23 protein-coding genes, 1 tRNA gene and 2 riboswitches are annotated in these 25,814 nt (G+C 65.2%); of the genes, 11 read left to right on the top strand and 13 right to left on the bottom strand.

Features of this window, described 5'->3' with window-relative positions:
- Positions 1-13: 13 nt before the first annotated feature.
- Positions 14-877: an SDR family oxidoreductase gene (locus A0U93_RS07565; protein WP_077806803.1), complete on the top strand. Its 864-nt coding sequence runs from the start codon at positions 14-16 to the stop codon at positions 875-877.
- Between the two features lie 89 nt (positions 878-966).
- Positions 967-1,042: transfer RNA gene (locus tag A0U93_RS07560), tRNA-His, on the top strand.
- A gap of 34 nt (positions 1,043-1,076) precedes the next feature.
- Here A0U93_RS07560 and A0U93_RS07555 read toward each other — a convergent pair.
- The 3 genes from A0U93_RS07555 to A0U93_RS07545 form a co-directional block, all read right to left on the bottom strand.
- The gene (locus tag A0U93_RS07555; protein WP_077806802.1) at positions 1,077-1,442 is read right to left on the bottom strand and encodes a hypothetical protein; all 366 of its coding nucleotides are present in this window, start codon (positions 1,440-1,442) and stop codon (positions 1,077-1,079) included.
- Positions 1,443-1,518: 76 nt separating this feature from the next.
- A complete protein-coding gene (locus A0U93_RS07550) occupies positions 1,519-2,502 on the bottom strand; it encodes a zinc-dependent alcohol dehydrogenase family protein (RefSeq protein ID WP_077806801.1) in 984 nt (327 codons plus the stop codon).
- A gap of 78 nt (positions 2,503-2,580) precedes the next feature.
- Positions 2,581-3,234: a DNA-3-methyladenine glycosylase family protein gene (locus A0U93_RS07545; protein WP_077806800.1), complete on the bottom strand. Its 654-nt coding sequence runs from the start codon at positions 3,232-3,234 to the stop codon at positions 2,581-2,583.
- A gap of 272 nt (positions 3,235-3,506) precedes the next feature.
- Between A0U93_RS07545 and A0U93_RS07535 the strand changes: the two genes are divergently transcribed.
- Positions 3,507-4,628 (top strand): energy transducer TonB, encoded by a 1,122-nt coding sequence (locus A0U93_RS07535; RefSeq protein ID WP_245825151.1) that lies wholly within the window; start codon positions 3,507-3,509, stop codon positions 4,626-4,628.
- Here A0U93_RS07535 and A0U93_RS07530 read toward each other — a convergent pair.
- The 5 genes from A0U93_RS07530 to gcvT all read right to left on the bottom strand — a co-directional run bounded on the left by A0U93_RS07530 (position 4,607) and on the right by gcvT (position 11,829).
- Positions 4,607-5,392 carry a hypothetical protein gene (locus A0U93_RS07530; RefSeq protein WP_170233441.1) on the bottom strand — a complete coding sequence of 262 codons (786 nt, stop codon included), beginning with the start codon at positions 5,390-5,392 and terminating at the stop codon, positions 4,607-4,609. The genes A0U93_RS07535 and A0U93_RS07530 overlap by 22 nt on opposite strands.
- A gap of 303 nt (positions 5,393-5,695) precedes the next feature.
- Positions 5,696-7,315 (bottom strand): histidine kinase famiy protein, encoded by a 1,620-nt coding sequence (locus A0U93_RS07525; protein WP_077806796.1) that lies wholly within the window; start codon positions 7,313-7,315, stop codon positions 5,696-5,698.
- A 65-nt stretch (positions 7,316-7,380) separates the two neighbouring features.
- A complete protein-coding gene (gcvP, locus tag A0U93_RS07520) occupies positions 7,381-10,248 on the bottom strand; it encodes an aminomethyl-transferring glycine dehydrogenase (RefSeq protein WP_077806795.1) in 2,868 nt (955 codons plus the stop codon).
- A 55-nt stretch (positions 10,249-10,303) separates the two neighbouring features.
- Positions 10,304-10,666 (bottom strand): glycine cleavage system protein GcvH, encoded by a 363-nt coding sequence (gcvH, locus tag A0U93_RS07515; RefSeq protein WP_077806794.1) that lies wholly within the window; start codon positions 10,664-10,666, stop codon positions 10,304-10,306.
- Between the two features lie 29 nt (positions 10,667-10,695).
- Positions 10,696-11,829 carry a glycine cleavage system aminomethyltransferase GcvT gene (gene gcvT, locus A0U93_RS07510; protein ID WP_077806793.1) on the bottom strand — a complete coding sequence of 378 codons (1,134 nt, stop codon included), beginning with the start codon at positions 11,827-11,829 and terminating at the stop codon, positions 10,696-10,698.
- Positions 11,830-11,862: 33 nt separating this feature from the next.
- A riboswitch (glycine riboswitch) is annotated at positions 11,863-11,942 on the bottom strand.
- A riboswitch (glycine riboswitch) is annotated at positions 11,943-12,034 on the bottom strand.
- 105 nt (positions 12,035-12,139) lie between these two features.
- Here gcvT and A0U93_RS07505 point away from each other — a divergent pair.
- Positions 12,140-12,442: a putative quinol monooxygenase gene (locus A0U93_RS07505; protein ID WP_077806792.1), complete on the top strand. Its 303-nt coding sequence runs from the start codon at positions 12,140-12,142 to the stop codon at positions 12,440-12,442.
- Positions 12,439-12,690 carry a putative hemolysin gene (locus tag A0U93_RS07500; protein WP_306345242.1) on the top strand — a complete coding sequence of 84 codons (252 nt, stop codon included), beginning with the start codon at positions 12,439-12,441 and terminating at the stop codon, positions 12,688-12,690. Before A0U93_RS07505 ends, A0U93_RS07500 begins: the two co-directional genes overlap by 4 nt.
- A gap of 52 nt (positions 12,691-12,742) precedes the next feature.
- Here A0U93_RS07500 and speE read toward each other — a convergent pair whose 3' ends face one another.
- Together speE and speD are read right to left on the bottom strand one after the other, a co-directional pair.
- Complete coding sequence (gene speE / locus A0U93_RS07495; protein WP_077806790.1) at positions 12,743-13,615, bottom strand: polyamine aminopropyltransferase; 873 nt, start codon at positions 13,613-13,615, stop codon at positions 12,743-12,745.
- Between the two features lie 90 nt (positions 13,616-13,705).
- A complete protein-coding gene (gene speD, locus A0U93_RS07490) occupies positions 13,706-14,182 on the bottom strand; it encodes an adenosylmethionine decarboxylase (RefSeq protein ID WP_077806789.1) in 477 nt (158 codons plus the stop codon).
- 217 nt (positions 14,183-14,399) lie between these two features.
- Between speD and A0U93_RS07485 the strand changes: the two genes are divergently transcribed.
- Positions 14,400-15,557 carry an alpha-hydroxy acid oxidase gene (locus A0U93_RS07485; RefSeq protein ID WP_077806788.1) on the top strand — a complete coding sequence of 386 codons (1,158 nt, stop codon included), beginning with the start codon at positions 14,400-14,402 and terminating at the stop codon, positions 15,555-15,557.
- A 6-nt stretch (positions 15,558-15,563) separates the two neighbouring features.
- Here the strand turns inward: A0U93_RS07485 and A0U93_RS07480 are convergent, their stop codons facing one another.
- Together A0U93_RS07480 and pqqA are read right to left on the bottom strand one after the other, a co-directional pair.
- Positions 15,564-15,893, bottom strand: coding sequence for a hypothetical protein (locus tag A0U93_RS07480; protein ID WP_169852715.1), 330 nt, complete (start codon positions 15,891-15,893; stop codon positions 15,564-15,566).
- A gap of 91 nt (positions 15,894-15,984) precedes the next feature.
- On the bottom strand, positions 15,985-16,065 hold the full coding sequence (gene pqqA, locus A0U93_RS07475; protein ID WP_023978294.1) for a pyrroloquinoline quinone precursor peptide PqqA: 81 nt from the start codon (positions 16,063-16,065) through the stop codon (positions 15,985-15,987).
- Between the two features lie 189 nt (positions 16,066-16,254).
- On the opposite strand from pqqA, the gene A0U93_RS07470 reads away from it, so the two are divergent.
- The 5 genes from A0U93_RS07470 (at position 16,255) to A0U93_RS07450 (ending at position 25,071) form a co-directional block, all read left to right on the top strand.
- Positions 16,255-17,508, top strand: a complete 1,254-nt coding sequence (locus A0U93_RS07470) for an AI-2E family transporter (RefSeq protein WP_077806786.1) — start codon at positions 16,255-16,257, stop codon at positions 17,506-17,508.
- 212 nt (positions 17,509-17,720) lie between these two features.
- Positions 17,721-18,860, top strand: coding sequence for an efflux RND transporter periplasmic adaptor subunit (locus tag A0U93_RS07465; RefSeq protein ID WP_077806785.1), 1,140 nt, complete (start codon positions 17,721-17,723; stop codon positions 18,858-18,860).
- A gap of 33 nt (positions 18,861-18,893) precedes the next feature.
- Positions 18,894-21,983, top strand: coding sequence for an efflux RND transporter permease subunit (locus A0U93_RS07460; RefSeq protein WP_077806784.1), 3,090 nt, complete (start codon positions 18,894-18,896; stop codon positions 21,981-21,983).
- On the top strand, positions 21,983-23,488 hold the full coding sequence (locus A0U93_RS07455; protein ID WP_077806783.1) for an efflux transporter outer membrane subunit: 1,506 nt from the start codon (positions 21,983-21,985) through the stop codon (positions 23,486-23,488). Before A0U93_RS07460 ends, A0U93_RS07455 begins: the two co-directional genes overlap by 1 nt.
- A gap of 110 nt (positions 23,489-23,598) precedes the next feature.
- Positions 23,599-25,071, top strand: coding sequence for a mannitol dehydrogenase family protein (locus A0U93_RS07450; RefSeq protein WP_077806782.1), 1,473 nt, complete (start codon positions 23,599-23,601; stop codon positions 25,069-25,071).
- An 8-nt stretch (positions 25,072-25,079) separates the two neighbouring features.
- On the opposite strand, the gene A0U93_RS07445 is transcribed toward A0U93_RS07450, so the two are convergent.
- Positions 25,080-25,784 (bottom strand): HAD family hydrolase, encoded by a 705-nt coding sequence (locus A0U93_RS07445; RefSeq protein ID WP_245825150.1) that lies wholly within the window; start codon positions 25,782-25,784, stop codon positions 25,080-25,082.
- Positions 25,785-25,814: the final 30 nt, after the last annotated feature.

Here is a 25,814-nt window from a genome sequence, read left to right as displayed (position 1 = left end):
AGGACCACGCTTCATGACCGATCATCCCTCCGCCCCGTTCGACACGCCGTTGCAGGACCGTATTCCCGGCCAGACAGCCCTGATGACTCCCAAACCCGACCATGGCGAGGAGAGCTATCGGGGATCCGGCAGGCTTGCCGACAAGGTGGCGATCATCACGGGTGGTGATTCCGGCATCGGGCGTGCCGTGGCGATTGCCTTCGCCCGGGAAGGCGCTGACGTGGCCATCTCCTTCCTGCCGGAGGAAATGGACGACGCGAAGGAAACCGCATCCTGGATCGAGAAGGCAGGGCGCCGTGCGCTGCTGCTGGCGGGCGATGTGAAGGACCGCACCGTCTGTCGCGAGATCGTGGAAAAGACGGTGGCCGAGTTCGGCAAGCTGGATGTGCTGGTCAACAACGCTGCCTTCCAGATCGAGCGCGACAGCCTCGACGAGGTCAGCGAGGACGAATGGGACGAGACCTTCGCCACCAATTCCGGTGCGGTGTTCCGTCTGACGCGTCATGCCGTGCGGCACATGAAGCCGGGCGCTTCGCTGATTCATACGGTCTCGGTCAATGCCGATCAGCCCAAGCCCAAGCTGCTGGCCTATTCCGCGACCAAGGCGGCGATCCAGAACTTCAGCGGTGGCATTGCGACATTGCTGGGCGAGAGGGGCATCCGCTCCAACACCGTGGCGCCGGGGCCGATCTGGACGCCGCTGATTCCGGCGACGATGGGGGGCGAGCACGTCAGGCAGTTCGGCGCGGACAGTCCACTGGGCCGCCCGGGGCAGCCGTCGGAACTGGCGGCGCCGTATGTCATGCTGGCGAGTGACGAGGCGAGCTATATTTCCGGCGCGACCATCGCGGTGACCGGCGGCGTGCCGGTAATCTGATTTCTCCGGCGGCATTTTTACCTGCAAAAACCGCGACGCGGGGGCTAGACTTCGCCCCTGCGTTTCTCTAAATGCGGGCTTGCTGTGTGGCGGATGTAGCTCAGTTGGTAGAGCGCCGGTTTGTGGTACCGGTGGTCGCGGGTTCGAGTCCCGTCATTCGCCCCAGCAAATCTCCTTCTCGACAATCCGATGATCTGGCCTACAGCCAGGGTGGCGTGGGCTCCGGCGTTTTGCCGTCGTAATCCGTGATGCGGATACTGTGGCCGTCGCGGTCGACAAGTTCCGTGCGCGTGGCTTCACGAGCCGGGAGAGGTGAGGCGGCTTGGGCGATCTTCACCGCGCTTCGTTCGGGCGGTGCGCCGAACAGAAGCCTTGTCTCGGCGATCAGCCTGCCCTGACAGACCAGCGATCCGGTGTTATAGACATTCACGAGCCGACCGTCGCGCGTGCGGATGACCGCGCCATGGCCGCTGGCCATCTCCTCCACCGTATCGACTTCCACCCCGGCTTCCCAAAGACGGTTTTCGGCTGTCTCGCGCGTCCATGTCACTTTGGGGCTGGCCATCAGGGTGTTCTCCGTCGCTGGGTCCGCGAAAGCGGTCGGCGCGGAGTGTAGATACGCACTGTTCGTGCTTCAACCGCTAGGGAACGAGCACGGCTGCGCCTTCGAACCGCCCATGGCGAAGATCGTCCAGCGCCTGATTGGCATCCTTGAGCGTATATCGCGTGGTTTGCGTCCTGATGCCGATTTCCGGCGCGAGGTGCAGGAAATCGAGCCCGTCCTGTCGTGTCAGGTTGGCGACGGAGACGATCTCGCGTTCTTCCCACAGGTCATCGTAGGAGAAGGCCGGAATCTCACTCATGTGGATGCCCGCGCAGACGACGCGACCGCCCTTGCGCACGGCACGCAGGGCGGCTGGCACCAATGGCCCGACGGGCGCGAAGATCATCGTGGCGTCCAGCGGCTCCGGCGGTAGTTCGTCCGATCCGCCAGCCCAGACGGCCCCGAGCGAGCGGGCGAAGTCCTGTGTCCTGGTGTCGCCCGGGCGGGTGAAGGCATAGAAGTGGCGCCCCTGCCAGCGCAGGACCTGCGCGATGATATGCGCGGCCGCGCCGAAGCCGTAGAGGCCGATATTTCTGCCATCCCCGGCCTTGCTCAGCGCGCGCCAGCCGATCAGCCCGGCGCAGAGCAGGGGGGCGAGATCGGTGTCCTCGCCTTTCTCGCCGAGCGGGAAGGCGTAGCGCGCGTCCGCGACGGTCATGGTCGCGTAACCGCCATTGCGCGTGTAGCCGGTGAAGATCGGGTGATCGCAGAGGTTCTCCTCCTCATGCGTGCAGTAATAGCAGTGGCCGCAGGTATGGCCGAGCCAGGGAATGCCCACGCGCTGGCCGATGTGCAGCGATGTGACGTTCTCGCCCAGCCTGTCGATCCGGCCGACGATCTCATGCCCCGGGATGATGGGCAGGGCCGGATGGGTGAGGTCGCCGTCCACGACATGCAGGTCCGTCCGGCAGACGCCGCAGGCACCGATCCTGACGCGGATTTCGCCCGGGCCGGGTTCGGGGTCCGGGAGGTCCACGGGTTCCAGCGGGGTGTGCGGCGAATTCAGGCGCATTGCGAACATGGATCGGCTCCTTCGGCATGATGTCCCACGCCACCATGGCCCGATCGTTCCCTGTCCGGCCATGATGTGAATCAATGCTCAACCGGTCAGTGGGTTCTGCACGGCCTTTCCTTCCTCCGAGGCGCGCCAGAGATACCATGCCAGTGCCGAGCGATAGGGCGAGAAGCCGAGCGTTGCCTTGTATAGGACGCCGGGTGAGGGCATCGCCTCCAGCCGTTTGATCTTGCGCCATCCGGCCCGCACGCCGAAATCGTCCACCGGCATGACGTCAGGGCGGTTCAGGGTGAAGATCAGCAGCATCTGCACCGTCCAGCGGCCGATGCCGCGCAGGGTGACGAAACGCCCGATCAGTTCGTCGTCCGACATGCCGTCGGCGTCCTGCCGGCTGGGCACCAGCCCGTCCAGGCGTGCCTGCGCGACGCCGCGCATGGCGGCCAGTTTGGCGGCGGAAAGCCCGCAGGAGCGCCAGTCGGCGTCCGGCAGGGTGAGAAGCTGGTCCGGTGTCGGGAAATCGCCGCCCGCCAGCGTCTTGACGCGCCCGAGGATGGCCTGTGCGGCACGGGCGTGCAGTTGTTGCCCCGTGATGGCGCGCAGCAGGGCTTCGTAGGGCGCCATACCGTCATCGCCGCGCAGGCGGCAGGGACCGATGCGCTCGAGGAGGGCCGCGAGATCCGGATCGGTGCTCAGGCATTGTTTCAATGCGGGATCATGGGCGGGAAAGACATCGTGCATTATCAGGCCTGTCGCGTGTTCGATGATACATCATGTTGCGTCTCTCTTGCTTGGCAAGCACCGCGTTTCAGTGCCATGATAGTTTTGGTGACAAACCATGACGTGGTGCGATCCGGCCAGGGCCCTGCCGCAATGCCCGAGCCGAAACGCCAGACAAACTTCTTTGCCGGAAACCGCCACGATGACGCCCGTATCATGACCGCGCAGGTGCCATTCTGAAACGCGCCCAGGCCACGAACGCGGCCGCCGATCTGATTGACGAGACGCCCCCCGTGGGTCGTAAGCCGCCCCGGCGCGAGCCGCGGCTGTTCGCGCCGCGGGACCGGGAGACGGCTGTGCATCAGCCGGCGCCCGGTGGGCGGGAGCGGTTGATCGGCGCGTTCGTGCCGGCGTTTCTGGGATACCGACGGCTGAAGCCCACCACGGCTGGGCTGATGAAGCCGCAGGTGATCGAGGATTCCGGTATTGCGACGGTGCTGGCGGCGTCCGTCGCGCTGCATGCCATGTTGCTGGCGCTGATCGCGCTGGAAAGTGCGCGTCATGCCCATGGCACGCCGCAGGGCCAGCAGCAGCCGCAGGTCGAGATGATGTTCGATGCGCCCCCGGCCAAGAGCGGCATGGCCGGGCCGCATACGGACAATCCGGGCGGCCAGACCAATCCGGTGCCGACGCAGAACCCTTCCGCGCAGCAGCGTGCCGAGAGCGAGGAGAAGGAATCCGCGCAATCCGCCGAGTCGCGCCCGACTCCAGCAACGCCGACGCCCGAAGCGCCGACCGCGCCGCCGATCCCGCAGGCGCCGTCCGCCGAGTTGCCGGCGCCGACGCCCGAGGTCAGCCATGTCACGCCGGGGACGGCGCCTTCAGGGCGCAACACGACGGCGCATACGCATGCGCAGCATCACGCGGCGCACCGTTCGCATTCGAGCAGCAACAATCCCTTCGCCAACCCGATGAACCTGTCTTTCGGCGAAGCGCCCGCGCCGACGCGCCAGCGCCGTGGCCGTTATGGCGGCTCGGGCGCGCCGATCGACATGTCACTGGGTCCGCTGGTGACGAACGGCCAGCTGAATGCGCCGTATACGACGCATAATTCGATCCGTGGCGTGAGCGAGGATTACGGTAGCGAGATCGACCGCTGGATCCGCTCGCATATGTATTACCCGGAAGACGCGATTCATAACGGTGAGGACGGTCCGTCCTCCGTGCATGTGGTTCTGGACCGTAGCGGCCATGTGAAGACGGTGCGTCTGACCGGGCAGTCAGGGTCCTATTCGCTGGATGCGGCCACCACGGGCATGTTCCAGAACGCGAAGCTGCCGCCCGTGCCGCCGGACATGAAGGGCGATCACTTCGATATCGACCTGACCATCAACTATATCCTGATCCGGCGCTGAGCGGTCCGGCGGCGCAGCAGGCCGATCGCAGCAAGGACGCTGATGGGAAACAGGCCGTAGAGTGATACGGTCGACATGGTCGCGCCCCATGGGCCGCCTTCCAGAAACCCGGCATAGCCATAGAAGCCGAACACGAAAAAGCCGGCCAGTGTGGCGAGCACGACCTGCCGCGCCCGGGATGACGGGAACAGCCGCCGGGCTGTCTCTGGCATGATGCGCAGCACGAACCAGACCAGCATCAGGGCCGTCGGCATGCCGAACAGCACGACAACGATCCAGGGCGACCAGCCGAAACCGCGCTGGACCGACCCCATGTCCCCGCCTTGGATGAATGTGCGCAGCGGCACATAGGACAGGAAGTTGCCGACGCTGGCGGCGGTGATCCAGAAACCGAGGAGCGCCAGCCCGGGACGGGCATGGGCGATGGCCTGACGGTATATCAGCCGCCCGATTGGCAGGGAGATGAAGCCGTTGCCGACGATCATGCCGGCGGCGGCGATCAGTGCCGCGTCGATCCCATGGCCGCTGCCGAAGATGGGCGCTTCGTCCACGTCCTGGTTGATGCCCCACTGGCTGAGGAACAGGATGACGGACGGGGCGGGCACATGCAGCACAAATGGATTGCGTTTCCAGCCCAGAACCCACGCGACGACGGCATGGGCATATTCATGCGTGAAGAACGCGAAGGCATGCGCAAGCCAGATCTGGAAGATCAGGCAGAGGGCGAAAAGGAACGCGTGACGCTGGATAAGGGATGAAGGCACGAAAAATCCTTTTGCCGAAGGCTGCCCGGATCTTTGAATGTCGAGCACCGCACGATGCGTCAGGCTGGATGGGGACGGGGCGGGCAGAAAAGCGAAGTGGCTGCCGACGGTGGCGGAAATGACGGCGCAGAGCAGTATCCAGTGGTGACGGATGGGGAAAGGCCGATCTTCCTCACGCGAGATCGGGCAAGGCGCTGGTGTCGGGGGCTGTAGAGGGTCTGCCATGCAAAGGATACGCCCGTTCCCACAGGATTCGAACGTTTCACTCTGCAATCAATGTCGTCGCGTCGTCAACGCGTTCGGTCAGGAGACGCCGCCGATGGAATTGAGGATATGCCGCACCTTCCGGCCGAGATCCTGCTTGCGATAGGGTTTGTCGATCACGTCGAATTCCGCGCCGCCCGCATCTTCGCGCTCGAGGGAGGCGCGGGCGTAGCCGGTGGTCAGGAGGCAGGAGATCGTCGGGCGCAGGTGCCGTGCCTCGCGGGCGAGCATCACGCCGTTCATGGAGCCGGGCATGATGAGGTCGGTGAACAGGAGATCGATCTCGGCCTCGCTGCGCAGCTGATGGAGCGCTTCCTCCGCGTTTTCGGCGCGTAACGTGTTGTAGCCGAAATCTTCCAGGAAGGATTCGGCAAGGTCGCCGACATCCGCGCGGTCCTCGACGATCAGGATGGTCTCGTGGCCCTGGAGATTCATTTCCGGCAACGCGTTGATCGCCGGCGTGAAGCTGGCCTGATCGACGACGGGAAAAAGCATCTCGATCGTCGTGCCTTCATTCTCGCGCGAATGGATAATCACGGTGCCGCCGGACTGCCGGACGAAGCCGTAGACCATCGACAGGCCAAGGCCCGTGCCCCGGCCCTCGCCCTTGGTGGTGAAGAACGGATCGAGCACCCGCTGGCGAACGCCTTCGGGCATGCCGCACCCCGTATCGGTAATGGCGATCCGGACGTAGCGACCGGGCGCCAGGGGATCGCGCGCGTGTTTTTCGGCGATCTTGTGGTTCGATGTGGTGATCGTCACGCGCTTGCGCGCCGTATTCGCCATCGCGTCGCGCGCGTTGATCAGGATGTTGAGCAAGGCGACTTCGAACTGGCTGTTGTCCAGGCGGCAATTCCAGAGGTCTTCCGCCATGTCCAGTTCGATATCGGCATGTTCCCCGATCGTACGGTCGATCAGCGCATGCATGCCACGAATACTTTCATTCGCGTTGAGTGCACGACCTTCCAGGCGCTGCTTGCGCGAGAAGGCGAGCAGTTGCTGCGTCAGCCTGGCGGCACGCTGGGCGGCATCGTTGGCATGGCGGACATTGCGCAACAGGCGCTGCGGATCGAGCCTGCCGCGCTCCAGGGCCTGGATGTTCAGTTCCTGATAACCGGTCATGACCTGCAGCAGATTGTTGAAATCATGCGCGATGCCGCCGGTCAGCTGGCCGAGCGCCTCCATCTTCTGCGCCTGGTGCAGGGCGTCTTCGGCGTCGCGCCGACGGGAGACGTCGAGTTGCGAGCCGAAGAAATAAAGCAGTTCGCCTTGCGGGTCGTAGACGGGGGAGATGAACAGCGCGTTCCAGAACGTGGCGCCGTTCTTGCGGTAGTTGAGGACTTCCGTGGCGATTTCGGTGCGGCTCGCGATGGCCTCCCGAATGGCCTGGATCGTGCCGGGATCGGTGTCGGGGCCTTGCAGGAAGCGGCAGTTCTGGCCGATGATCTCGTGCGCGTCGTAGCCGGTCATGGCAAGGAAGGCGCGGTTGGCGAAGACGATATCGTTGTCCGGCGTGTGCGGATCGGTCACGATCATCGGCATGCGCGTCGTTTCGACGGCAGCAAAGAAGATATCGCTGGATCGCGTCAGTGGCGCGCTTCTGTCACCGGTGACGCTGTTCAGCGCCGTGCTGTCTTCCCTGTTCGTCCTGTCCGTCATGACCGCCTACATGCCTCATCCCCGTCAGGAACGGCAAGACGACGTTGCCGTTCCTTATGGGCATGTCATTCGGCGGCTTCGGCGTATTCCGAGATGTCCGGGCAGGAGCAGACGAGGTTGCGATCGCCCCAGGCGTTGTCGAGTCGGTTGACGGGCGACCAGTATTTCGCCGCCGTCGGGCCGCCCGGGAAGCATCCCGTGGCGCGGTCGTAGGCCCGATCCCATTCGCCGGCTAGATCCGCGACGGTATGCGGTGCATGGCGCAGCGGGCTGGCGTCCAGCGCGATGTCCGCGCGCTCGATGGCCGCGATCTCCTGCCGGATGGCGATCATCGCATCGCAGAAGCGATCGAGTTCCATCTGGCTTTCGGATTCCGTCGGCTCGATCATGAAGGTGCCCGCCACCGGGAAGCTGACGGTCGGCGCATGGAAGCCGTGGTCGATCAGGCGCTTGGCGATATCGTCCACCGTCACGCCGACCCGGTCCTTCAGCGGGCGGAGATCGACGATGCACTCATGCGCCGTGCGGCCCCGGCTGCCGCGATAGAGGACGGGGTAATGCTCTTCCAGCCGATGCGCGATGTAGTTCGCGTTCAGGATGGCGATCTCCGTGGCGCGGCGCAGGCCGGCATCGCCCATCATCATGATGTAGGCGGCCGAGATCGGCAGGATGGACGCCGAACCGAACGGCGCGGCGGAGACGGCATGCTCCGCGCCCGCTTCCGGGCGACCCGGCAGGTAGGGCGCGAGATGCGCCTTCACGCCGATCGGGCCCATGCCGGGGCCGCCGCCGCCATGCGGGATGCAGAAGGTCTTGTGCAGGTTGAAGTGCGAGACGTCCGCGCCATACAGGCCGGGGCGCGACAGCCCGACCTGGGCGTTCATGTTCGCGCCGTCCAGATAGACCTGGCCACCGGCGGCATGGACCTTTTCGCAGAGTTCCACCACGCCTTCCTCGAACACGCCGTGCGTGGAGGGGTAGGTAATCATGATCGCGGCGACACGGCCCGCATGTTGCGCGAGCTTGGTATCCAGATCCGCCAGATCGACGTTGCCGGCGGCATCGCAGCCGACGACCACGACGCGCATGCCGACCATCTGCGCCGAGGCCGGATTGGTGCCGTGGGCGGAGGCCGGGATCAGGCAGATATCGCGTTCGAGGTCGCCCCGCGCGCGGTGATAGGCGCGAATGGCCAGCAGGCCGGCATATTCGCCCTGCGCGCCGGAATTGGGTTGCAGGGAGACGGCATCGTAGCCGCTCACGGCGCAGAGCGCGCGTTCGAGATAGGCGAAAAGCGCCGCGTAGCCCTGCGTCTGGTCTGCCGGGGCGAAGGGATGGATCCGCCCGAAGCCCGGCCAGGTGATGGGGATCATCTCCGCCGTGGCGTTCAGCTTCATCGTGCAGGAGCCGAGCGGGATCATCGTGCGGTCCAGCGCCAGATCGCAGTCCGACAGGCGGCGCATGTAGCGCAGCAGATCGGTTTCGGACCGATGGGCGTGGAAGACCGGGTGCGCGAGATAGTCCTTGCCGCGCACGAGTCCCTCCGGCAGGCGGTCACGGGCGGTCAGCTTGCCCTCCAGCGCGGCCAGTCGCGCATCGTCCGGGCAGAAGCAGCGCCAGAGCGCCTTGATCTCGTCGGCGGTCGTCGTTTCGTCACAGGCGATGCCCAGACGGCCTGCGCCGATATCGCGCAGGTTGATGCCGGCCTTGCGGGCGCGATCCAGCACCAGCGGCGCGGAATCGCCCGCATCGACGGTGATCGTGTCGAAGAACGCGGTCGTCTCGACCTTGACGGCCAGCGCGTGCAGGCCGTCCGCCAGCACGGCGGCAAGGCGATGCACGCGGCGGGCGATGGCGCGCAGGCCGTCGGGGCCGTGATAGACGGCATACATCGAGGCGATGACGGCCAGCAGCACCTGCGCGGTGCAGATGTTGGAGGTCGCCTTTTCGCGGCGGATATGCTGCTCGCGCGTTTGCAGCGCGAGGCGATAGGCCGGATTGCCGCGGCTGTCGCGCGAGACGCCGACCAGGCGGCCCGGGAGGTAACGCTTATAGGCGTCCCGCACGGCCATGTAGCCGGCATGCGGACCGCCGAAGCCCATCGGCACGCCGTAGCGCTGCATCGAGCCGATGGCGATGTCCGCCCCCAGCCTGCCGGGCGATTCCAGCAGGACAAGCGCCAGCGGATCGCAGGTGAGGGCCGCGATGGCGCCGGCATCGTGCAGCGTCGCGATCACGTCGCGGAAGTCGCGCGCTTGGCCCGAGCTGCCGGGGTAGGACAGCAGCGCGCCGAAGACGGCGGTGGGGTCGAGATCGGTTGCCGGATCGCCGACGACCAGTTCCCAGCCCAGCGGTTCCGCACGGGTGCGCAGGACCGAGAGCGTTTGCGGATGCGTATCGGCATCGACGAAGAAGGCGTTGGCCTTCGATCTGGCGACGCGCTGCGCCAGCGCCATGGCTTCCGCGCAGGCCGTGGCTTCGTCGAGCAGCGAGGCGTTGGCGATGTCCAGACCCGTGAGGTCGCGCACCAGTGTCTGGAAGTTCAGCAGCGCTTCCAGCCGGCCCTGGCTGATTTCGGGCTGATAAGGGGTGTAGGCCGTATACCAGGCCGGGTTCTCAAGGATGTTGCGCTGGATGACGGCGGGCAGGATCGTGTCGTGATATCCCTGTCCGATCATCGAGCGCATGACGACGTTGCGGTCCGCCATGGCGTGCAGTTTCGCCAGCGCTTCGGTTTCCGTCAGCCCTTCGCCGATCCCGCTGTCCCGCCGGTCCAGAATGGCGGCGGGGACGGTCTCCTCGATCAGCGCCTCGAGACTGTCCACGCCCAGTGTCCTGAGCATGGCGGCCACTTCGGCGGGGCGGGGGCCGTTATGGCGGGTGGCGAAAGCGTCGGCGTCGTGCTGGGGCCAGAGAGTCACGGTCGTCTTCATCCTTTGCGGGCGCGGCCCGCGCGACGGGAAGGCGCGCCTTCCCGGATCCGTTTCGTTAGAGGGAGGCCTTGTAGGCGGCTTCGTCCATCAGGCCTTCGAGCTGCGACGAATCGGCGACTTTCAGCGTGAAGATCCAGCCTTCGCCTTCCGGGTCCGCGCCGATCAGCGTGGGTTCGTCGGTCAATCTGGTGTTGAAGCCCGCAATGGTGCCGGCGATCGGGGCATAGATGTCGGATGCGGCCTTGACGGATTCGACGACGGCGGCGGCATCGCCCTGGCCGAGTTCCGTGCCTTCGTCCTTCGCTTCGACGAAGACCAGTTCGCCGAGTTCCTCGGTGGCATGCGCGGTGATGCCGACGGTCGCGATGTCGCCATCGAGGCGAATCCATTCGTGCGACTTGGTGTAGTAGGTGGCCATGAGAACGTTCCCGTGCAGTAAGGTTGGCGTTATCGTTTGAAGCCCGGCGCCACGAAGGGCAGCGCGCGGACATGGATCGGCACGAACCTGCCGCGCAGTTCGGCGAACAGGGCCGTATCCGGCGTGGCATATTCCGTGGCGACGTAACCCATGGCAACCGGGGCGTTGACGCTGGGGCCGAAGGCGCCGGACGTCACGACGCCGGCCGGCGTCCGGCCTTCGGCATCGGCGAACAGCTTCGCCCCGGCGCGGACCGGCGCGCGGCCCTCGGCACCCAGCCCGACGCGCCGGCGGGAGACGCCGTGTTCGGCCTGTGCCATCACGATATCCGCGCCGGGATAGCCACCCGCGCGGCTGCCGCCGGCGCGCCGGGCCTTCTGCATCGCCCAGGCGAGGTTGGCTTCGATCGGCGTGGTGGTTTCATCCAGGTCGTTACCGTAGAGGCACAGGCCGGCTTCCAGCCGCAGGCTGTCGCGCGCGCCGAGTCCGATCGGCAGCACCCGCTCATCGGCGAGCAGCGCGCGGGCGACGGTTTCCGCCCGGTCGGCCTTCATGCCGAGTTCGAATCCGTCTTCGCCCGTATAGCCGGAGCGCGTCAGCGTGCAGCGCACACCGGCCACGTCCGTCTCGATGGCGTCCATGAAGCGCATTCCGGCGGCGGCGGGGCACAGCGGCGCGATGACATCCACGGCCTGCGGGCCTTGCAGCGCCAGAAGCGCGCGGTCGTCGAGCCGTTCGATCACGACGCGATCGCCGAGGGCGGCTTCCATATGTGCCGTGTCGGCCTGCTTGCAGGCGGCGTTGACGACGACGAACAGCCAGTCGCCCATATTGGCGATCATCAGATCGTCCATGATGCCGCCACGGTCGTTCGTCAGCAGTCCGTAACGTTGCCGATTCGGCGCAAGACCCGCGATGTCGACTGGAATCAGCGTCTCCAGCGCCAGTGCGGCGTCCCGCAGGTCGCCGGATTTCGCCGTGATGCGCAGTTGGCCCATATGGGAGACGTCGAAAAGGCCGGCGGCCTGGCGCGTATGCAGGTGTTCGCCCATCAGGCCGGCCGGATATTGCAACGGCATCTCGTAGCCCGCGAACGGCACCATTTTCGCACCTTTTTCGAGGTGCAGTTCATGGAGTGGCGTGCGGGAAAGCGTATCGGACAATGACGGACTCCATCGCTGGGAGGTTAACGCGCCTTTGCCCCTTCTGTCGGTTTGCCTGAGATCGCTATCCCGTCGGCGGGCACGCGCGTGGGCGTGCCTCTTTCCAGAAGTTCCAGCCGATGTCGGTCCTTTGGCCTGAGAGTTTCCGGGGCGGTTGCTCCTTCGGCGCCGGCCTCCTGCGGCCAGTCTCTCCCGTCATCGGTAAGGTCTTCCTCTGACAGGTTTGTCATGGCCGCGTCAATCATGAAAAAGGGATCGAAACGCGGCGATCGTGCGTTGCCGCCGGTGCAACCTCAAAAGGAGTGGGATCATGGCCGAGACACTGACGATCATCGCCGAATTCGGGACGACGCCGGAGACGTACGACAAATTCCTCGAGATGTGCTACTACGATAGCGAGCGTTCGATCGCCGATGAGGCCGGATGTCTGGAATTCACGGTGCTGACGCCGCAGGACGAAGGCAATACCGTCGTTCTGTATGAGGTTTACACCGGGCGCACGGGCTTCGATGCGCATCTCCAGACGCCGCATTTCCAGAAATTCTCCAGCGCGGTGCGCGATCTGAAGATCGAACAGCGTAGCGTGCGGTTTTTCAACAAGCGCTCGTCTTGAGGATTACAATCGGCGCCGCAGCACTTGCGGGACCCGTTGTGCTATCGGGCTGCGCGGCGTCCCCGGCGCAGCACCGACCCGTCGGCATGGCCAATCCGGCATCCGTTTCCTGCATACGGCAGGGCGGCCATCTGACGACGGTCAACACGCCATCGGGGGAGATCGGCATGTGCCGCCTGCCGGATGGGCGCGAATGTGAGGAATGGGCCCTGTTTCGGGACCATCGTTGTGTCGCGGCGCCACGATAGGCGCGGCGGCTGAACTGCGGCGATCTGTCGTGACCACCGCAGGAGAACGGCTTCAGGCGTTTTTCGACGGCAGGTTCTCGGCGATATAGGGCGGCAGATTGAAGGCGCCCGTGTGGATCTCCGGTGTCCAGTAACGCGTCGTGCCGAGGATGCCGGCTTTCTCGGCGCGGGCGCGGATCTGTTCCGTCGTCTGGCGGGATGGCGCTTCGCCCTTTGCGGCGACGCCGAGCGTCATGAAGCCGCCCACATAGGTCGGCACGGCGGCGACATAAGCCGAGACATGCGGGAAGAATTTCGCCCGGCGCAGCGATGTCTCACGCAGTTCGTCCGCCTGCATGAACGGCACGCCGCACTGGTTCACGATCAGGCCCTCTTTCGAGAGAATGCGCGCGCAATCGCGATAGAACGCGTCGGTGAACAACACTTCCCCGACGCCGATCGGATCGGTCGAGTCGACGATGATGACGTCGAAGGCGCCGTCATCGGCCTTTGCGACGTAATCGATCCCGTCGCCGACGATGACGTCCGCGCGCGGATCGTTCCAGGCGTCGCCCGCGATGCCCGGCAGATGCTTTTTGGAGAGTTCGATGACGGCACCGTCGATCTCGACCATGACGGCCTTCTCGACCGTATCGTGTTGCAGCACGCGCCTGAGCACGCCGCCGTCGCCCGCGCCGATGATCAGCACGCGCCGGGCGTCCGGATGGGCGAGAAGCGGAACGTGCGTCAGCATCTCCTGGTAGACGAACTCATCGCGCTCGGTGATCTGGACGGCGCCGTCGAGCACCAGGACGCCGCCATGGGATTCGCTTTCGAACACCACGATGTCCTGGAAGTCGCTGCGGACACGCGCCAGTTCACGCTTGACGCGGAAGCGCTGGCCCCAGTCGGGATAGAGAGTCTCGTTGATCCAGGAGTCTGACATCGTGCCTCTTTCTTTCTCGTTGTCCGATCATCAAGAAAAAAGGCCGGACCCTGCGGTCCGGCCTTCCCGTTCAGCGGAAATCGCGCGTGATTACGCTGCGATCGAAGCCGGTTCACGACCGCGACGCTGCTCGTCGGCGACCACGCGGCCTGCCTGGAACAGGCGCTGCATGACCGGGATCGTCAGATTCGGGTCGCAGGCGCCGCACATGAAAACGTCCACTGCCGCGAAGTTGCGTTCGGGCCATGTGTGGATCGAGATATGGCTTTCGGCCAGCACGATCACGCCCGACACGCCGCCATTGGGCGTGAAATGGTGGAAGTGGCTGTGCAGGATCGTGGCACCCGCCGTCACCGCTGCTTCGCACAGGGTCGCATCGATCTTGGACGGGTCGTCCAGATTCGTCGCGTCCCAAAAATCGATCAGCAGATGATGACCAGCAAACCGCTCGCCGTCACGTTCAATAAAGTAGTCCTTGCGCTCCTCTTCGTAAGAGGAAGCCGGTGCGATCGTCTGGTTATCTCTCGGGAGTCCCGATACCATCCCCAGTTGAGCAAGTGCGTTCATCACGTACCCCAAAACCAGTAGACAGCCTGTTGGGCAGAATTGCCCCCTTGGGCCAGGGGGCCGCTGATAGAGACCCTTCCCCCTGGATGCAAGCCATTTTCTCGTTTGGACGAATCTTTTCATATTTCTTTCGGCAAGCACAAACTCCCGCGATCAGTCGAACCGCTTCGCCCCGGGAACGGTTAGGACCTTCATCGTCATCTCCGAGAGAAGAATCATGGCCATGCCGCGCCGCCTGAAGCGAATATATGCCCTCCACGACTTCGAAAGCGCGGCGCGCCGTCACCTGCCCAAGGCGATTTTTCAATACGTGCGCAACGGCGCGGGCGAGGAGTTTTCCCTGCGTCGTAACCGGCGGATTTTCGATTCACTCCTGCTGCGGCCCTATCGCCTGCGGGATGTCGCGCAGCGCGACGCGGGCGTTACGTTGTTCGGCCATCGTTACGCCCAGCCTTTCGGCATCGCGCCGACGGGGGGCGCGGCGATGATCCGGTACAATGCCGACCGTCTGGAAGCGGCGGCGGCGCGTGCGGCGAACGTGCCGTATTCCCTCAGCGCCAATTCCATCACGCCGCTGGAAGATGTCATCCGGATCAACCCCGAGACATGGTTCGCCGCCTATCTGCCGGACGACCTGGCGATCGTGGACGGCATGGTCGATCGTGTGAGCCGTGCGGGATACAAGGTGATGGTGATCACGGTGGACGTACCGGTCGCGGCGCAACGTCTGGCGGAAACACGCGCCGGCTACACCATGCCCATCCGCCCGCGCCTGCGCGTGGCGGCCAACGTCGCGTTCTATCCGCGCTGGCTGTTCGGCACGGCGGGGCGAAATTTTCTCCGCCTTCGCCAGCCGCGCATCGCCAACATCCGGCCGGGGAACGGTCCGGGTCTTTTCTCCCGTGAACTGAGTGCCGTCGGCGGTTCGTCAGGTTTCACCTGGGACCATATCGAGCGTATCCGCGCGCGCTATCCGGGCAAGCTGGTGCTGAAAGGCATCCTGCGACCGGAGGATGCGGCGCGCGCGGCGCGGATCGGCGTCGATGGTATCGTCGTGTCCGACCATGGTGCGCGGTTGCTGGACCATGTCATCACGCCGCTGGAAGCGTTCGCCGAGATCAAGGCGCAGGCCGGGACGATGGCGGTGATGGTCGATGGCGGGTTCCGGCAGGGCAGCGATGTGCTGACGGCGCTGGCGCTGGGCGCGGATGCCGTGCTGGTCGGCCGGCCGTTCCTCTATGCCAGTGCGCTTGCCGGACGTGCCGGGGTTGAACATGCCATCGGGCTGCTGGGCAAGGATATCGATCGGGGGATGGCGATGCTGGGCGTGTCGCGCATCGCCGATCTGACGGCGGACTTCGTGCAGCGCGTCTGAGGCGCGTCAGTCCGTCAGGCGCATATGTTGTGCGGGATGATAGACAACGGGATGGACAAGGTAGCCATCCTGTCCGCGAACGAATTCCAGATCGTTGCGCCCGATCAGCATCTTCAGGGCCTGTGCGGGTTCGAACACGCCGTTGAGGGGCTGGCTTTCCCGCCCTGTCAGGAGCGAGGGATCGATCAGAACGGGGCAATGGGTCCGGTCGGTGAAGTGCCGCAGGGCATGATCCAGCGGTTGCGTCGGCGATCGGAAGCTGACGGGATCGAGGCGGCAGGCGGGCCGGGTCACGGCCGAGGCGGCTGGCGCCATCGCCAGGCCGGCGGTCAGCATGACCGCGATAGTCAGTGAACAACGCACCGCGCGGTCTTTCCGTCCCAATGACGGAAAGGCCGCCCGATGCGTCATGGTCGTGCGGAAAGCCTTACTTCTTCTGGCCGCAGACATAGGAATTGATTTCCGCGCCCAACGGGATTTCCGTGACCTTCGGGGTGTTCCAAGCCATGATCTGTCTCCTTCGAAAGTGGGTTCGAGCGTGACCCTGAAGCGGGCGCAGATGACAATCAAGCCATTTTTTGGAGAATTGCATCACTTCGGCGGCAACTGCTGAAATCCTGTCTCGTAAGACCATGGAGTTGGTCTAAGAACGGTCCGGCTTTCTTTATCTTCCCTCCGACCGAAAGTGGTTTCCTCCATGTCCGGGATGCAGTCGCTGCATGACACGCTCGATCCTGAGCTGACGGCGGCAAGCCCAGCGCGGGTGGCGCCGCAGCCCGGGGATCCGGATGGTCGCCGTCAGGCGGGGCTGATCCATCGGGCGATGTTGCGTCATGAGATCGGGCTGCGTGATGCCTGTGTCCTGATCCTGACGATTCTCGCCGTCTTCTATTCGCTCTACTTCGCGGCCAATATCGTCCTGCCGTTCGTGTTCGCCACGGTCATGAACCTGTTGATGATCGCGCCGATGCGGATGCTGCATGGCCGCCTGCGCGTGCCCAAACCGCTGGCGGCGCTGTTGCTGATCGTGGCGATGTTCGTCGTCGTGGCCGGTATCGGCACGGCCATTTCGGTGCCGGCGGCGGCGTGGCTGTCGAAAGTGCCGCAGAGCCTGCCGGCATTGCAGACCAAGCTGGCTTTCCTGCATGGTTCGCTGATTGACGTCCAGAACGCCTATTATCGCGCGATGAGCGTGTTCTCGTCCGGGACGCCGCGCCATATCGGCGTGCCGCATGGGGACGGAACCGGCAGTTCGGCGGCGCTGACCAGCCTGGGTTCGTCCGTGCTGCTGGGCACGCGGAACTTCATGGGCGAATTCCTGACCATGCTGCTGATGCTGTTCTTCCTGATGACGGAAGGCGACAGCCTGTTGCGCCGTATCGTGGAGATCATGCCCACTTTCGCGGACAAGCGGCGCATCGTGCAGATCGCGACGCAGATCGAACGCAATGTCTCGCTCTATCTGGCGACCATCACCATCATGAACGTGCTGGTCGGGCTGCTGAATTTCCTGCAATGCTGGCTGACGGGCATGCCGAACCCGCTGCTCTGGGGCGTGCTGGCGTTCCTGCTGAACTATGTGCCGATCATCGGGCCGCTGACGGGCGTCGTCGTCTATTTCTTCGTCGGCCTCTTCTCTTTCCCGTCGCTCGTGTACGCGCTGGTGCCGCCGGCGATCTATCTGTGCATCCATATCCTGGAAGGCGAGACGATCACGCCGATGCTGCTGGCCAAGCGTTTCACGCTCAATCCGGTGCTGGTGATGGCCTCGCTGATGTTCTGGGACTGGATGTGGGGCATTGCCGGGGCGTTTCTCTCCGTGCCGATGCTCGCCGTCTTCAAGATATTCTGCGATCATATCGACGCCCTGACGCCGATCGGCCACGTGCTAGGCGGCCCGGTGCGGCCGCGGTCGTTGCGGACGATCGGGGCGCCCGTCAAGGCGGACTGAAGGCCGGGCGCCCGGGCGGGAACCCGCGAGAATGCGGGCCTTCGGAAAGAAGCATTACTTTTTTTTGAAGATGTGCAATGGAATGACGCAAAGTCTCTTGGCATTCCATCAGGCTTCCGGCAGTTAGCCTTGCCGACTTCATTCGGACATTATTTATCTGTATCGCCAGACGCGTACGGTTCTGGCCCTGGTCGAGAGGCTACGCAACAAGCATGCGTTCTTACAGCGTGCGCCGCATGGCGCTGGCGGGCCTTCTTGCGCTCGTCCTGATCGGTTTGATCGTCGCGCTGTTGCGCTCGAACCATCATCTGCCGCAGGCGGCAGCCCCCGCGATGATGACCAAACGCGATGGCGCGCTGGTGGTTGCCGAGGATTCGCCGCTCATGAGCCGGCTGATCGTAGCCCCGGTGCGACCGCGGGTTCAGGCGCATGGCCTGAGCGTGCCGGCCACGGTGCAGGCGGAGCCCCGGCGGACGATCGACATGCAGGCGCCGGTGACGGGACGAATCGTTCAGGCCGACGTGCGCCCGGGCGATACCGTCCATAAGGGGCAGATCCTCGCGGAGATCGCCTCGGGCGATTTCGATCAGGCCGTGGCCGACGAGACGAAGGCGCAGGCGCAGCTGAGCTACGCGGATCGTGTCCTGCACCGGGCGCAGGGCGTGCAGGCCGTCGGCGGCAACGCGACAAAGGACGTCGATGCGGCACGGAACGACGAAATGCAGGCCCAGGCCGAACTGGAGCGGGCCCAGCATCGTCTGGCGGCCCTGAATACGCGGCCGGAGCTGGCGCGGCAGGGGCTTGTGCCGCTGATCTCGCCGGTGGACGGCATGGTGGCGAGCACGACGATGGGTGTTGGTGAATATATCGGCGACACCACGACCGTCCAGATCAGCCTGCTCGACCTTTCCGTTGTCTGGGTCGAGGCGGCGGTGCCTGAGGAGGCCATGGGGGAGGTGCGGATCGGCGAGACCGCGCGTGCGGATTTCGATGCCTATCCGGGCAGGAGCTGCCGCGGGACGATCTTCTCGGTGGACCCGACGCTGCATGCCGATACCCGCCGCATGACCGCGCGGCTGGCCTGTGACAATCCGGACATGGCCCTGAAGCCCAACATGTTCGGCACGGCGGTGATCGATATTCCCCAGCCGGCCGAGATCGTTGTGCCCAAGACGGCCCTGTTGATGAACAACGATACGATTTCGGTCTTTGTCGAGACGGCGCCGCACACGTTCCGCCGCCGGAACGTGGACGTGAGCTATGACGAACGCGACGATGTGCGGGTTGTCTCTGGCCTGCAAGCGGGCGAGCGCGTGATCGTGCGTGGTGGCATCCTGCTGAATGACGACTGACCTCATGACGTATCTTCCGCACGGCGCGCCGGCATGATCGGTCGGCTTATCGAGGCGTGCTTCGCGCGCCGTTATATCGTCTTCGTTGCGGCGGTCCTGCTCGCGCTGGCGGGCGCCTATGCCTGGCGTGTGCTGCCGGTCGAGGCCTATCCGGACCTCGGCGCCGTCAATGTCCAGGTCACGACGCAGGTGTCGGGTCTGGCGGCGGAGGAGATGGAGCAGCAGATCACCACGCCGCTGGAACGCGCGCTGTCCGCCGTGCCCGGCGTGACGGAAAGCCGGTCCAGCAGCACGTTCGGCCTGTCGCTGATTACCCTGATCTTCCGCGAAGGGACGGATGTCTTCACCGCGCGCCAGCTGGTGACGGAGCAGATGGCGGAAGCGTCTCTCCCCAATGGGGTGACGCCGCAACTGGGGCCGATCTCCGGTCCGGCGGGTGAGATCTATCGCTACACGCTCGAATCCGACAGCAAGAACCTGATGGAGGTGTCCGACATCCAGCGCTGGATCGTCATCCCGACGCTTCAGCGGATTCCCGGCATCGTCAACGTCAACAATTTCGGCGGCCTGACGCGCGAGTATCAGCTCGTGCTCGATCCGAGCGCGCTCCTGCGGTATGGCCTCGGCGTCAACGATGTCGTGAATGCCATCAGCAGCAACAGCATCAATGCCGCCGGCGGCCGGGTCACGCGCGGGGAGCAGTCGTATATCGTGCGGGGCGTGGGGATGATCCACACGCTCAAGGATCTGGGCGGCGTCGTGGTGGCGCAGCATAACGGCACGCCGATCCTGGTGCGCGATCTGGGACAGATGCAGTTCGGCCATCAGGTGCGCGAGGGCATTCTGGGGAAGGACCACAATCCGGATACGATCGAGGGCATCGTCACCATGCTCTCGGGCGAGAACCCCTCGCTGGTGCTCGATAACGTCCATCGCGCGGTCGCCGGATTGCAGGAGCGTCTCGCGCCGCTGGGCGTGCGGATCGTGCCGTATATCGACCGCGACAATCTGGTTCAGGCGACGACGCGCAAGGTGGGCGAGACGATGGTCGAGGGTATCGGCCTCGTCCTGGTTATTCTCACCCTGTTCCTCGGCAGTCCGCGCAGCGCGCTGGTGACGGCGGTGACCATTCCGCTGGCGCTGTCCACCGTGTTCGTGCTGATGCGGCTGCTGGGCATGGCGGCGAACCTGTTCTCGCTGGGCGCGGTGGATTTCGGCGTGATCGTGGACGGCGCGATCGTCATCACCGAAGCGATCCTGCGCCTGCGCGAGGACGCGCCGGAAGTGGCGCTGACGCCGACCGGCGTGCTGCGCGTGGCGCGAATCGCGGGGCGGTCGATCTGCTCGTCCACGCTGATCATCATCGTCGCCTACAGCCCGCTTTTCGCGTTCGAGGGCAGCGAGGGCAAGCTGTTCCGGCCCATGGCCTATACGGTGAGCTTCGCGCTGATCGGCGCGCTCGCCTGCGCGATCTGCCTGATTCCCTCCTTGAGTTTCCTGGCGCTGCGCAAGCCGCGCCGCATCTGGCACAACCGTCCGCTCGAGCGCCTGCATCATGCGTATGAGCGCGGGCTGAACCATATGCTCATTCGCCCGATGATTACCTATATCGGCGGCGCGCTGGCGCTGGTGCTGGTCGTGTTCCTCGGCGTGACCGTCGGGCGGGAATTCCTGCCCGATCTGGACGAGGGCGCCCTGTGGCTTCAGGTGCAGTTGCCGTCCGGCATTTCGCTGGATGCGGGCAGCCGTATCGCCGGGGAACTGCGCAATGCGGTGCGGGAGTTCCCTGAGACCTCCTATGCCATGACCCAGCTCGGCCGTAACGACGACGGCACGGATCCGTGGACGCCATCGCATATCGAGATGCCGGTGGGGCTGAAGCCATACGATCAATGGCCGGCGGGGGAGACGAAGGTGCAGTTCATCCGCCGTCTGCGGCATCGTCTCGACCAGATTCCGGGCATCAGCTTCGGCATCAGCCAGCCGATCCAGGATAACATGAGCGATCTGGTGGGTGGCGCGCACAGCCCGCTGGTGCTGCGCGTCTATGGCAACGACTTCCAGGAACTGCGCCGGATCGGCAACCGGATCGTCGATATCCTGAACGACGTGCCCGGCACCGCGAACGCATCCATTTTCCAGGAGCCGCGTATTCCGCAGCTCAACATCGTGCCGGACCGCGAGCGGGCGGCGCGTTACGGCATCAATATGAGCGATGTTGCCAATGTGGTGCAGAACGGCATCGGCGATGCGGCGATCACGCAGATCTATGTGGAGGATCGCGTCTATAACGCGACGCTGCACATCACGCGTGACGACATGCAGAACATGCAGACCATCCGCGACCTGCCGGTGCGCTCCAGCGGCGGCGCGGCGATCCCGCTCGGCTCGATCGCCGATATCGGCCTGCACATGGGCGAGAGCAACATCGCGCACGAGATGGGCAATCGTCAGATCACCATCCGGGTGGATAACGGCCAGCGCCCGCTGTCGCAGTATCTCGCGGACGCACAGGCGCGCATCAACGCGCAGGTGCATTTCGATCCGCGACAGTATCGCCTGGAATGGGCGGGCAGCTTCCAGCAGGAGGAACGCGCCCAGGCGCGGCTGAGCGTGGCGCTGCTGATCATGTTCGCGGTGATGCTGGTGCTGCTGTTCGTGGAATTCGGCAAGCTGCGTCATGCGCTGCTCGTCCTGTCCGTCGTGCCGCTGGCGACGCTGGGCGGGCTGGTGGCGCTGCATCTGCGTGGCGAGACGCTCAACATCGCCACGGCGGTGGGCTTCATCGCGTTGTTCGGCGTGGCGGTGCAGAACGGCATCATCATGATCGCGTCGATCAATCGTCATCGTGCGGAAGGGCATAACGTGCACAATGCCGTTCTGCTGGGAGCCGGCGAGCGTTTTCGCCCGGTGCTGATGACGGCGACCGTCGCCAGCATGGGCATGTTGCCGGCGGCGCTGGCGACCGGCATCGGCACCGACGTGCAGCGCGGGCTGGCGACGGTCGTGGTCGGCGGTCTGGGAATCGCCACGTTGCTGACCCTGTTCGTGCTGCCGGTGTTCTTCTACGAACTCGAGCATTTCATCGAACGTCGTCGTTTGCGCAAGGTAGGGTCGTCGTGATGCGTCGCGCTGTCGGTTTGTCCCTGGCCTGCCTGCTGTCGGGTTGTGCCATCGGCCCGAATTTCCACCGGCCTACATTGCCGGGCCATCCGGCGTATCAAAACGGTGCGGTGCCGGGCGATGTTCATGCCAGTGCTGGTGCCGGGGCAGCGGGGCAGGCGCAGCGTCTGGTCTCCGGAGCGGATGTTCCGGGCGACTGGTGGAAGCTGTTTCAGGTGCCGGAACTTGATGCGCTGGTGGCCCGCGCTCTGGCCGGCAGCCCGTCCCTGCAGGCTGCGCAGGCGACGCTCAAGGCTTCATGGGAGCAGACGAAGGTGCAGGGCGCCCCGCTGCTGCCCAGCATCTCGGCCGAGTTCAATCCGACGCGCAACAAGACGTCGCGGGCCTTCTCGGCGGTTCCGGGGAGCAACGCCTACCTCTACAACATCCATACGTTGCAGCTGAATATCTCCTACCAGCCCGATCTGTGGGGCGGGTTGCGCCGGCAGATCGAATCCGCCGCCGCGCAGGCGGAGATGCAGCGTTTCCAGCTGGAAGCCACGACCAACACGCTGATCAACACCCTCGTGCTCGCGGTGATCCAGCAGGCCAGCGTGCAGGCGCAGATCGAGGCGACGCGCCAGATCATCGACAGCCAGCAGCATGTGTTGCAGGTGATGGAGACGCAGCAGCGGCTGGGCGACATATCGCTGGCGAATGTCATGGCGCAGCGTGCCGCCCTGACCCAGATCGAGGCGACGCTGCCGCCGTTGATGCAGCAGAAGGCGCAGGCGCACGACCAGATCGCGGTGCTGGTCGGCACCACCCCGGATGCGACGCTGCCGGAACCGAAGCTGGAGGCCTTCCGGCTGCCGTCGGCCCTGCCGGTGTCCCTGCCGGCGGCGCTGCTGGAGCAGCGCCCCGATATCCGCGCGGCCGAGGCGCAGATGCATTCCGCCAGCGCGCAGGTCGGGGTGGCGATCGCCAACCGTCTGCCGAACGTGCAGCTTTCCGCGACGCCGGGGCAGGCGGTGAACGCGATGAGCCAGTTCTTCACGCCCGGTTACGGCAACTGGACCATCGGCGCGATGGTGATGCAGCCGATCTTCCAGGGGTTCGAACTGCTGCATCTGGAGCGGGAAGCCCGCGCCAACCTTCTGGCCGCCACCGCGCAATATCGCAGCACGGTGCTGGGCGCGATCCAGAACGTGGCCGATACGATGCAGGCATTGCAGAACGATGCGGATGCGCTGTCGATCAGCGCGCAGAACGACATGGCGGCGGAAAAGAGCCTGACGATCTCGCGCGGGCAACTGAGCGCGGGCGATATCAGTCCGCTGCTGCTGCGCAGCGCCCAGCAGCTTCAGATGCAGGCGCGGCTGACATTGATCCAGACGCAGGCGTCGCGTTTCTCGGATAGCGTGGCGTTGTTCCAGGCTCTTGGCGGCGGCTGGTGGCATCGCAACGACAGCGGCATGCGCAATCCGCCGGCGGACTGGAAAGCGGCTTTCACCGCGCCGGGCTAGCGCAACGGCACACGGCTTCGTGTCCCGATCCGGGAGGCCTTATCGCAAACCGTGCCGCCGGACAGCCTTTTTCCTTCCTGATACCGAAATTTCCGGAAGGAGCCGAACGCATGCTCGACCGCGCCAGCCTGACGCGTCTGCCCGCCAATATCCATCTGCCCCGCTTCGACACTGCGCGTCTGCGGCCGGGCATCCTGCATCTGGGATGCGGGAATTTCCACCGCGCGCATCAGGTCGTGGCGACGCAGGCGGCCATTGCGGCGGAGGGCGAGGACGGGCTGCGCTGGGGGATCGCCTCGGCCACCATGCGGCGTCCGGAACTGTCGCACCAGCTGGCCCGGCAGGATAATCTCTACAGCCTGTTGACGCGCGAACCGCATGGTACGGTCGTATCCGTCATGGGGGCAATCGCCGAGGCGCTGTTCGCCGGCGATGAAAGGGCCGATCTGCCGTCGCGGCTGGCCGATCCGGAAACGCGGATCGTCACGCTGACCGTGACGGCGAGCGGCTATTACCTGACGGCGGATGGTCGTCTCAACGCGGATGCCGGAGATATCCGGGCCGATCTGCGTCGCGGCACGCCCCGGACCGCGCTGGGTATCCTGGCGGCGGGGCTGGGGCGCGTGCGGGCGCAAGGCGGCGCGCCACCGGTTATCCTCAGCTGCGACAACGTCGCGCATAATGGCGGGACGCTGGCGCAGGCCGTGATGGACTTCGCCTCGATGGGTGGTGACGAGCGCCTTGCGGGCTGGATTGCCGAAAACGTGCGCTTCCCGGATACGATGGTGGACCGGATCGTGCCGGCCACCACGCCGCAGGATATCGAAGACGCCCGCCATGCGCTGGGGGGCGTGGAGGATGCCATACCCGTTCCGGCCGAGCCGTGGTTCCAATGGGTGATCGGCGAGTTCGACGGACCACGCCCGCGCTGGGAGGCGCATGGCGCGCAGTTCACGAACGACGTGGCGACCTTCGAGCGCGCCAAACTCCAGATGCTGAACGGCGCGCATATGCTGCTGGCCTATATCGGCGCCCTGGCCGGGCTGCCGACGATCGCCGAAGCGGCGACCGACCCGGCGCTGGGCCGCATCGCCGCACGTTTCATGCGGGAGGAGCAGAATGCCGGCGTGGCGTTCGCCCCCGATGACATCACGCGCTATGCCGACGCGCTGATGGAACGCTTCCGCAATCCCGCCATCGTGCATCAGGCCGAGCGGATCGGGCGCAACGGGTCCGCCAAGATGGCGGCCCGCGTGCTGGCGCCGATGCGGGCGAATATCGAGGCCGGGCGACCGACGACCGGCGCGACCCTGTTGATCGCCGGATGGATACGCTGGTTCGCACTGCACGAACAGGATGCGCTGGACCTCGCCGTCGCCGACCCGCATGCCGGGACGCTGCGCCGGATCTGTGCCGAGGCCCGGCACGATCACCGTGCGCAGGCGGAGGCATTCCTGGCGATGGAGGATGTGTTCGGTTCGCCGTTGCCGCATCACGAACGGCAGGTGGCGGCCATTGCCGGGATGCTGCGGCGGCTGACGGACGAGAGCGTGCCTGACGTCCTGCGGGATATTGTCCGATAGGCGGCGCGTCAGGCGGTGGCGCGCTCGATATAGGCGCGCACCGTGTGCAGGTCGTCCACGACGGCCAGTGCCTTGCCGCGGATCTCGTCCGTGGCCTCCAGCAGATCGGGCACGACGATGACGCGGATGCCGGCGGCATGGGCGGCGCGGGCGCCGTTATGCGAATCCTCCAGGGCGAGGCAGAATTCCGGTGCGATGCCGATCTTCCGTGCGGCGGCGAGATAGGGTTCGGGATTGGGCTTGCCGCGTGAGACGTCGTCGCGCGTGACGATGGCGTCGAAACGACCGTCCAGCCCGACGAGCTTGAGATGGTGGTCGGTGCGGTAACGGCTGGAAGAGGTTGCGATGGCGCGCGGCAGCTTCAGGCGGTCGAGCAGGTCCAGCAGCGGTTCGACGCCGGTCTTGAGCGCCAGCCGTCCGGTATCGACGAAATTGCGCAGATGGACCTCCTGACGCGCGAAGAATTGTTCCAGTGGGAAGTCCGCACCGTAATTGTCCTGCACCAGACGGCGGCAGTCGTCGGCGGGCAGGCCGATCATCCGGCGGCAGAAGGAGGCGGGCATGTCGTAGCCGAGTTCATCGCCGGCGGCGACCAGCGCGTCCATCGCCAGGGTTTCGCTGTCGAGCAGAAGGCCGTCCATATCGAAGATCACGCCGCGGATCGGCGCGGGTTTCGTGGCAAGCATCGTGTCCAGGACGGTCTCGGCGGCCATGGGTCATCCTTCTTCGCTAATGATCGTTGC

Origin of the sequence: Neoasaia chiangmaiensis, from assembly GCF_002005465.1 — a bacterium.
Lineage (GTDB): Bacteria > Pseudomonadota > Alphaproteobacteria > Acetobacterales > Acetobacteraceae > Neoasaia > Neoasaia chiangmaiensis.
The sequence above is the reverse complement of the archived record's forward strand: the minus strand, read 5'-3'. Positions and strand labels throughout refer to the sequence as shown.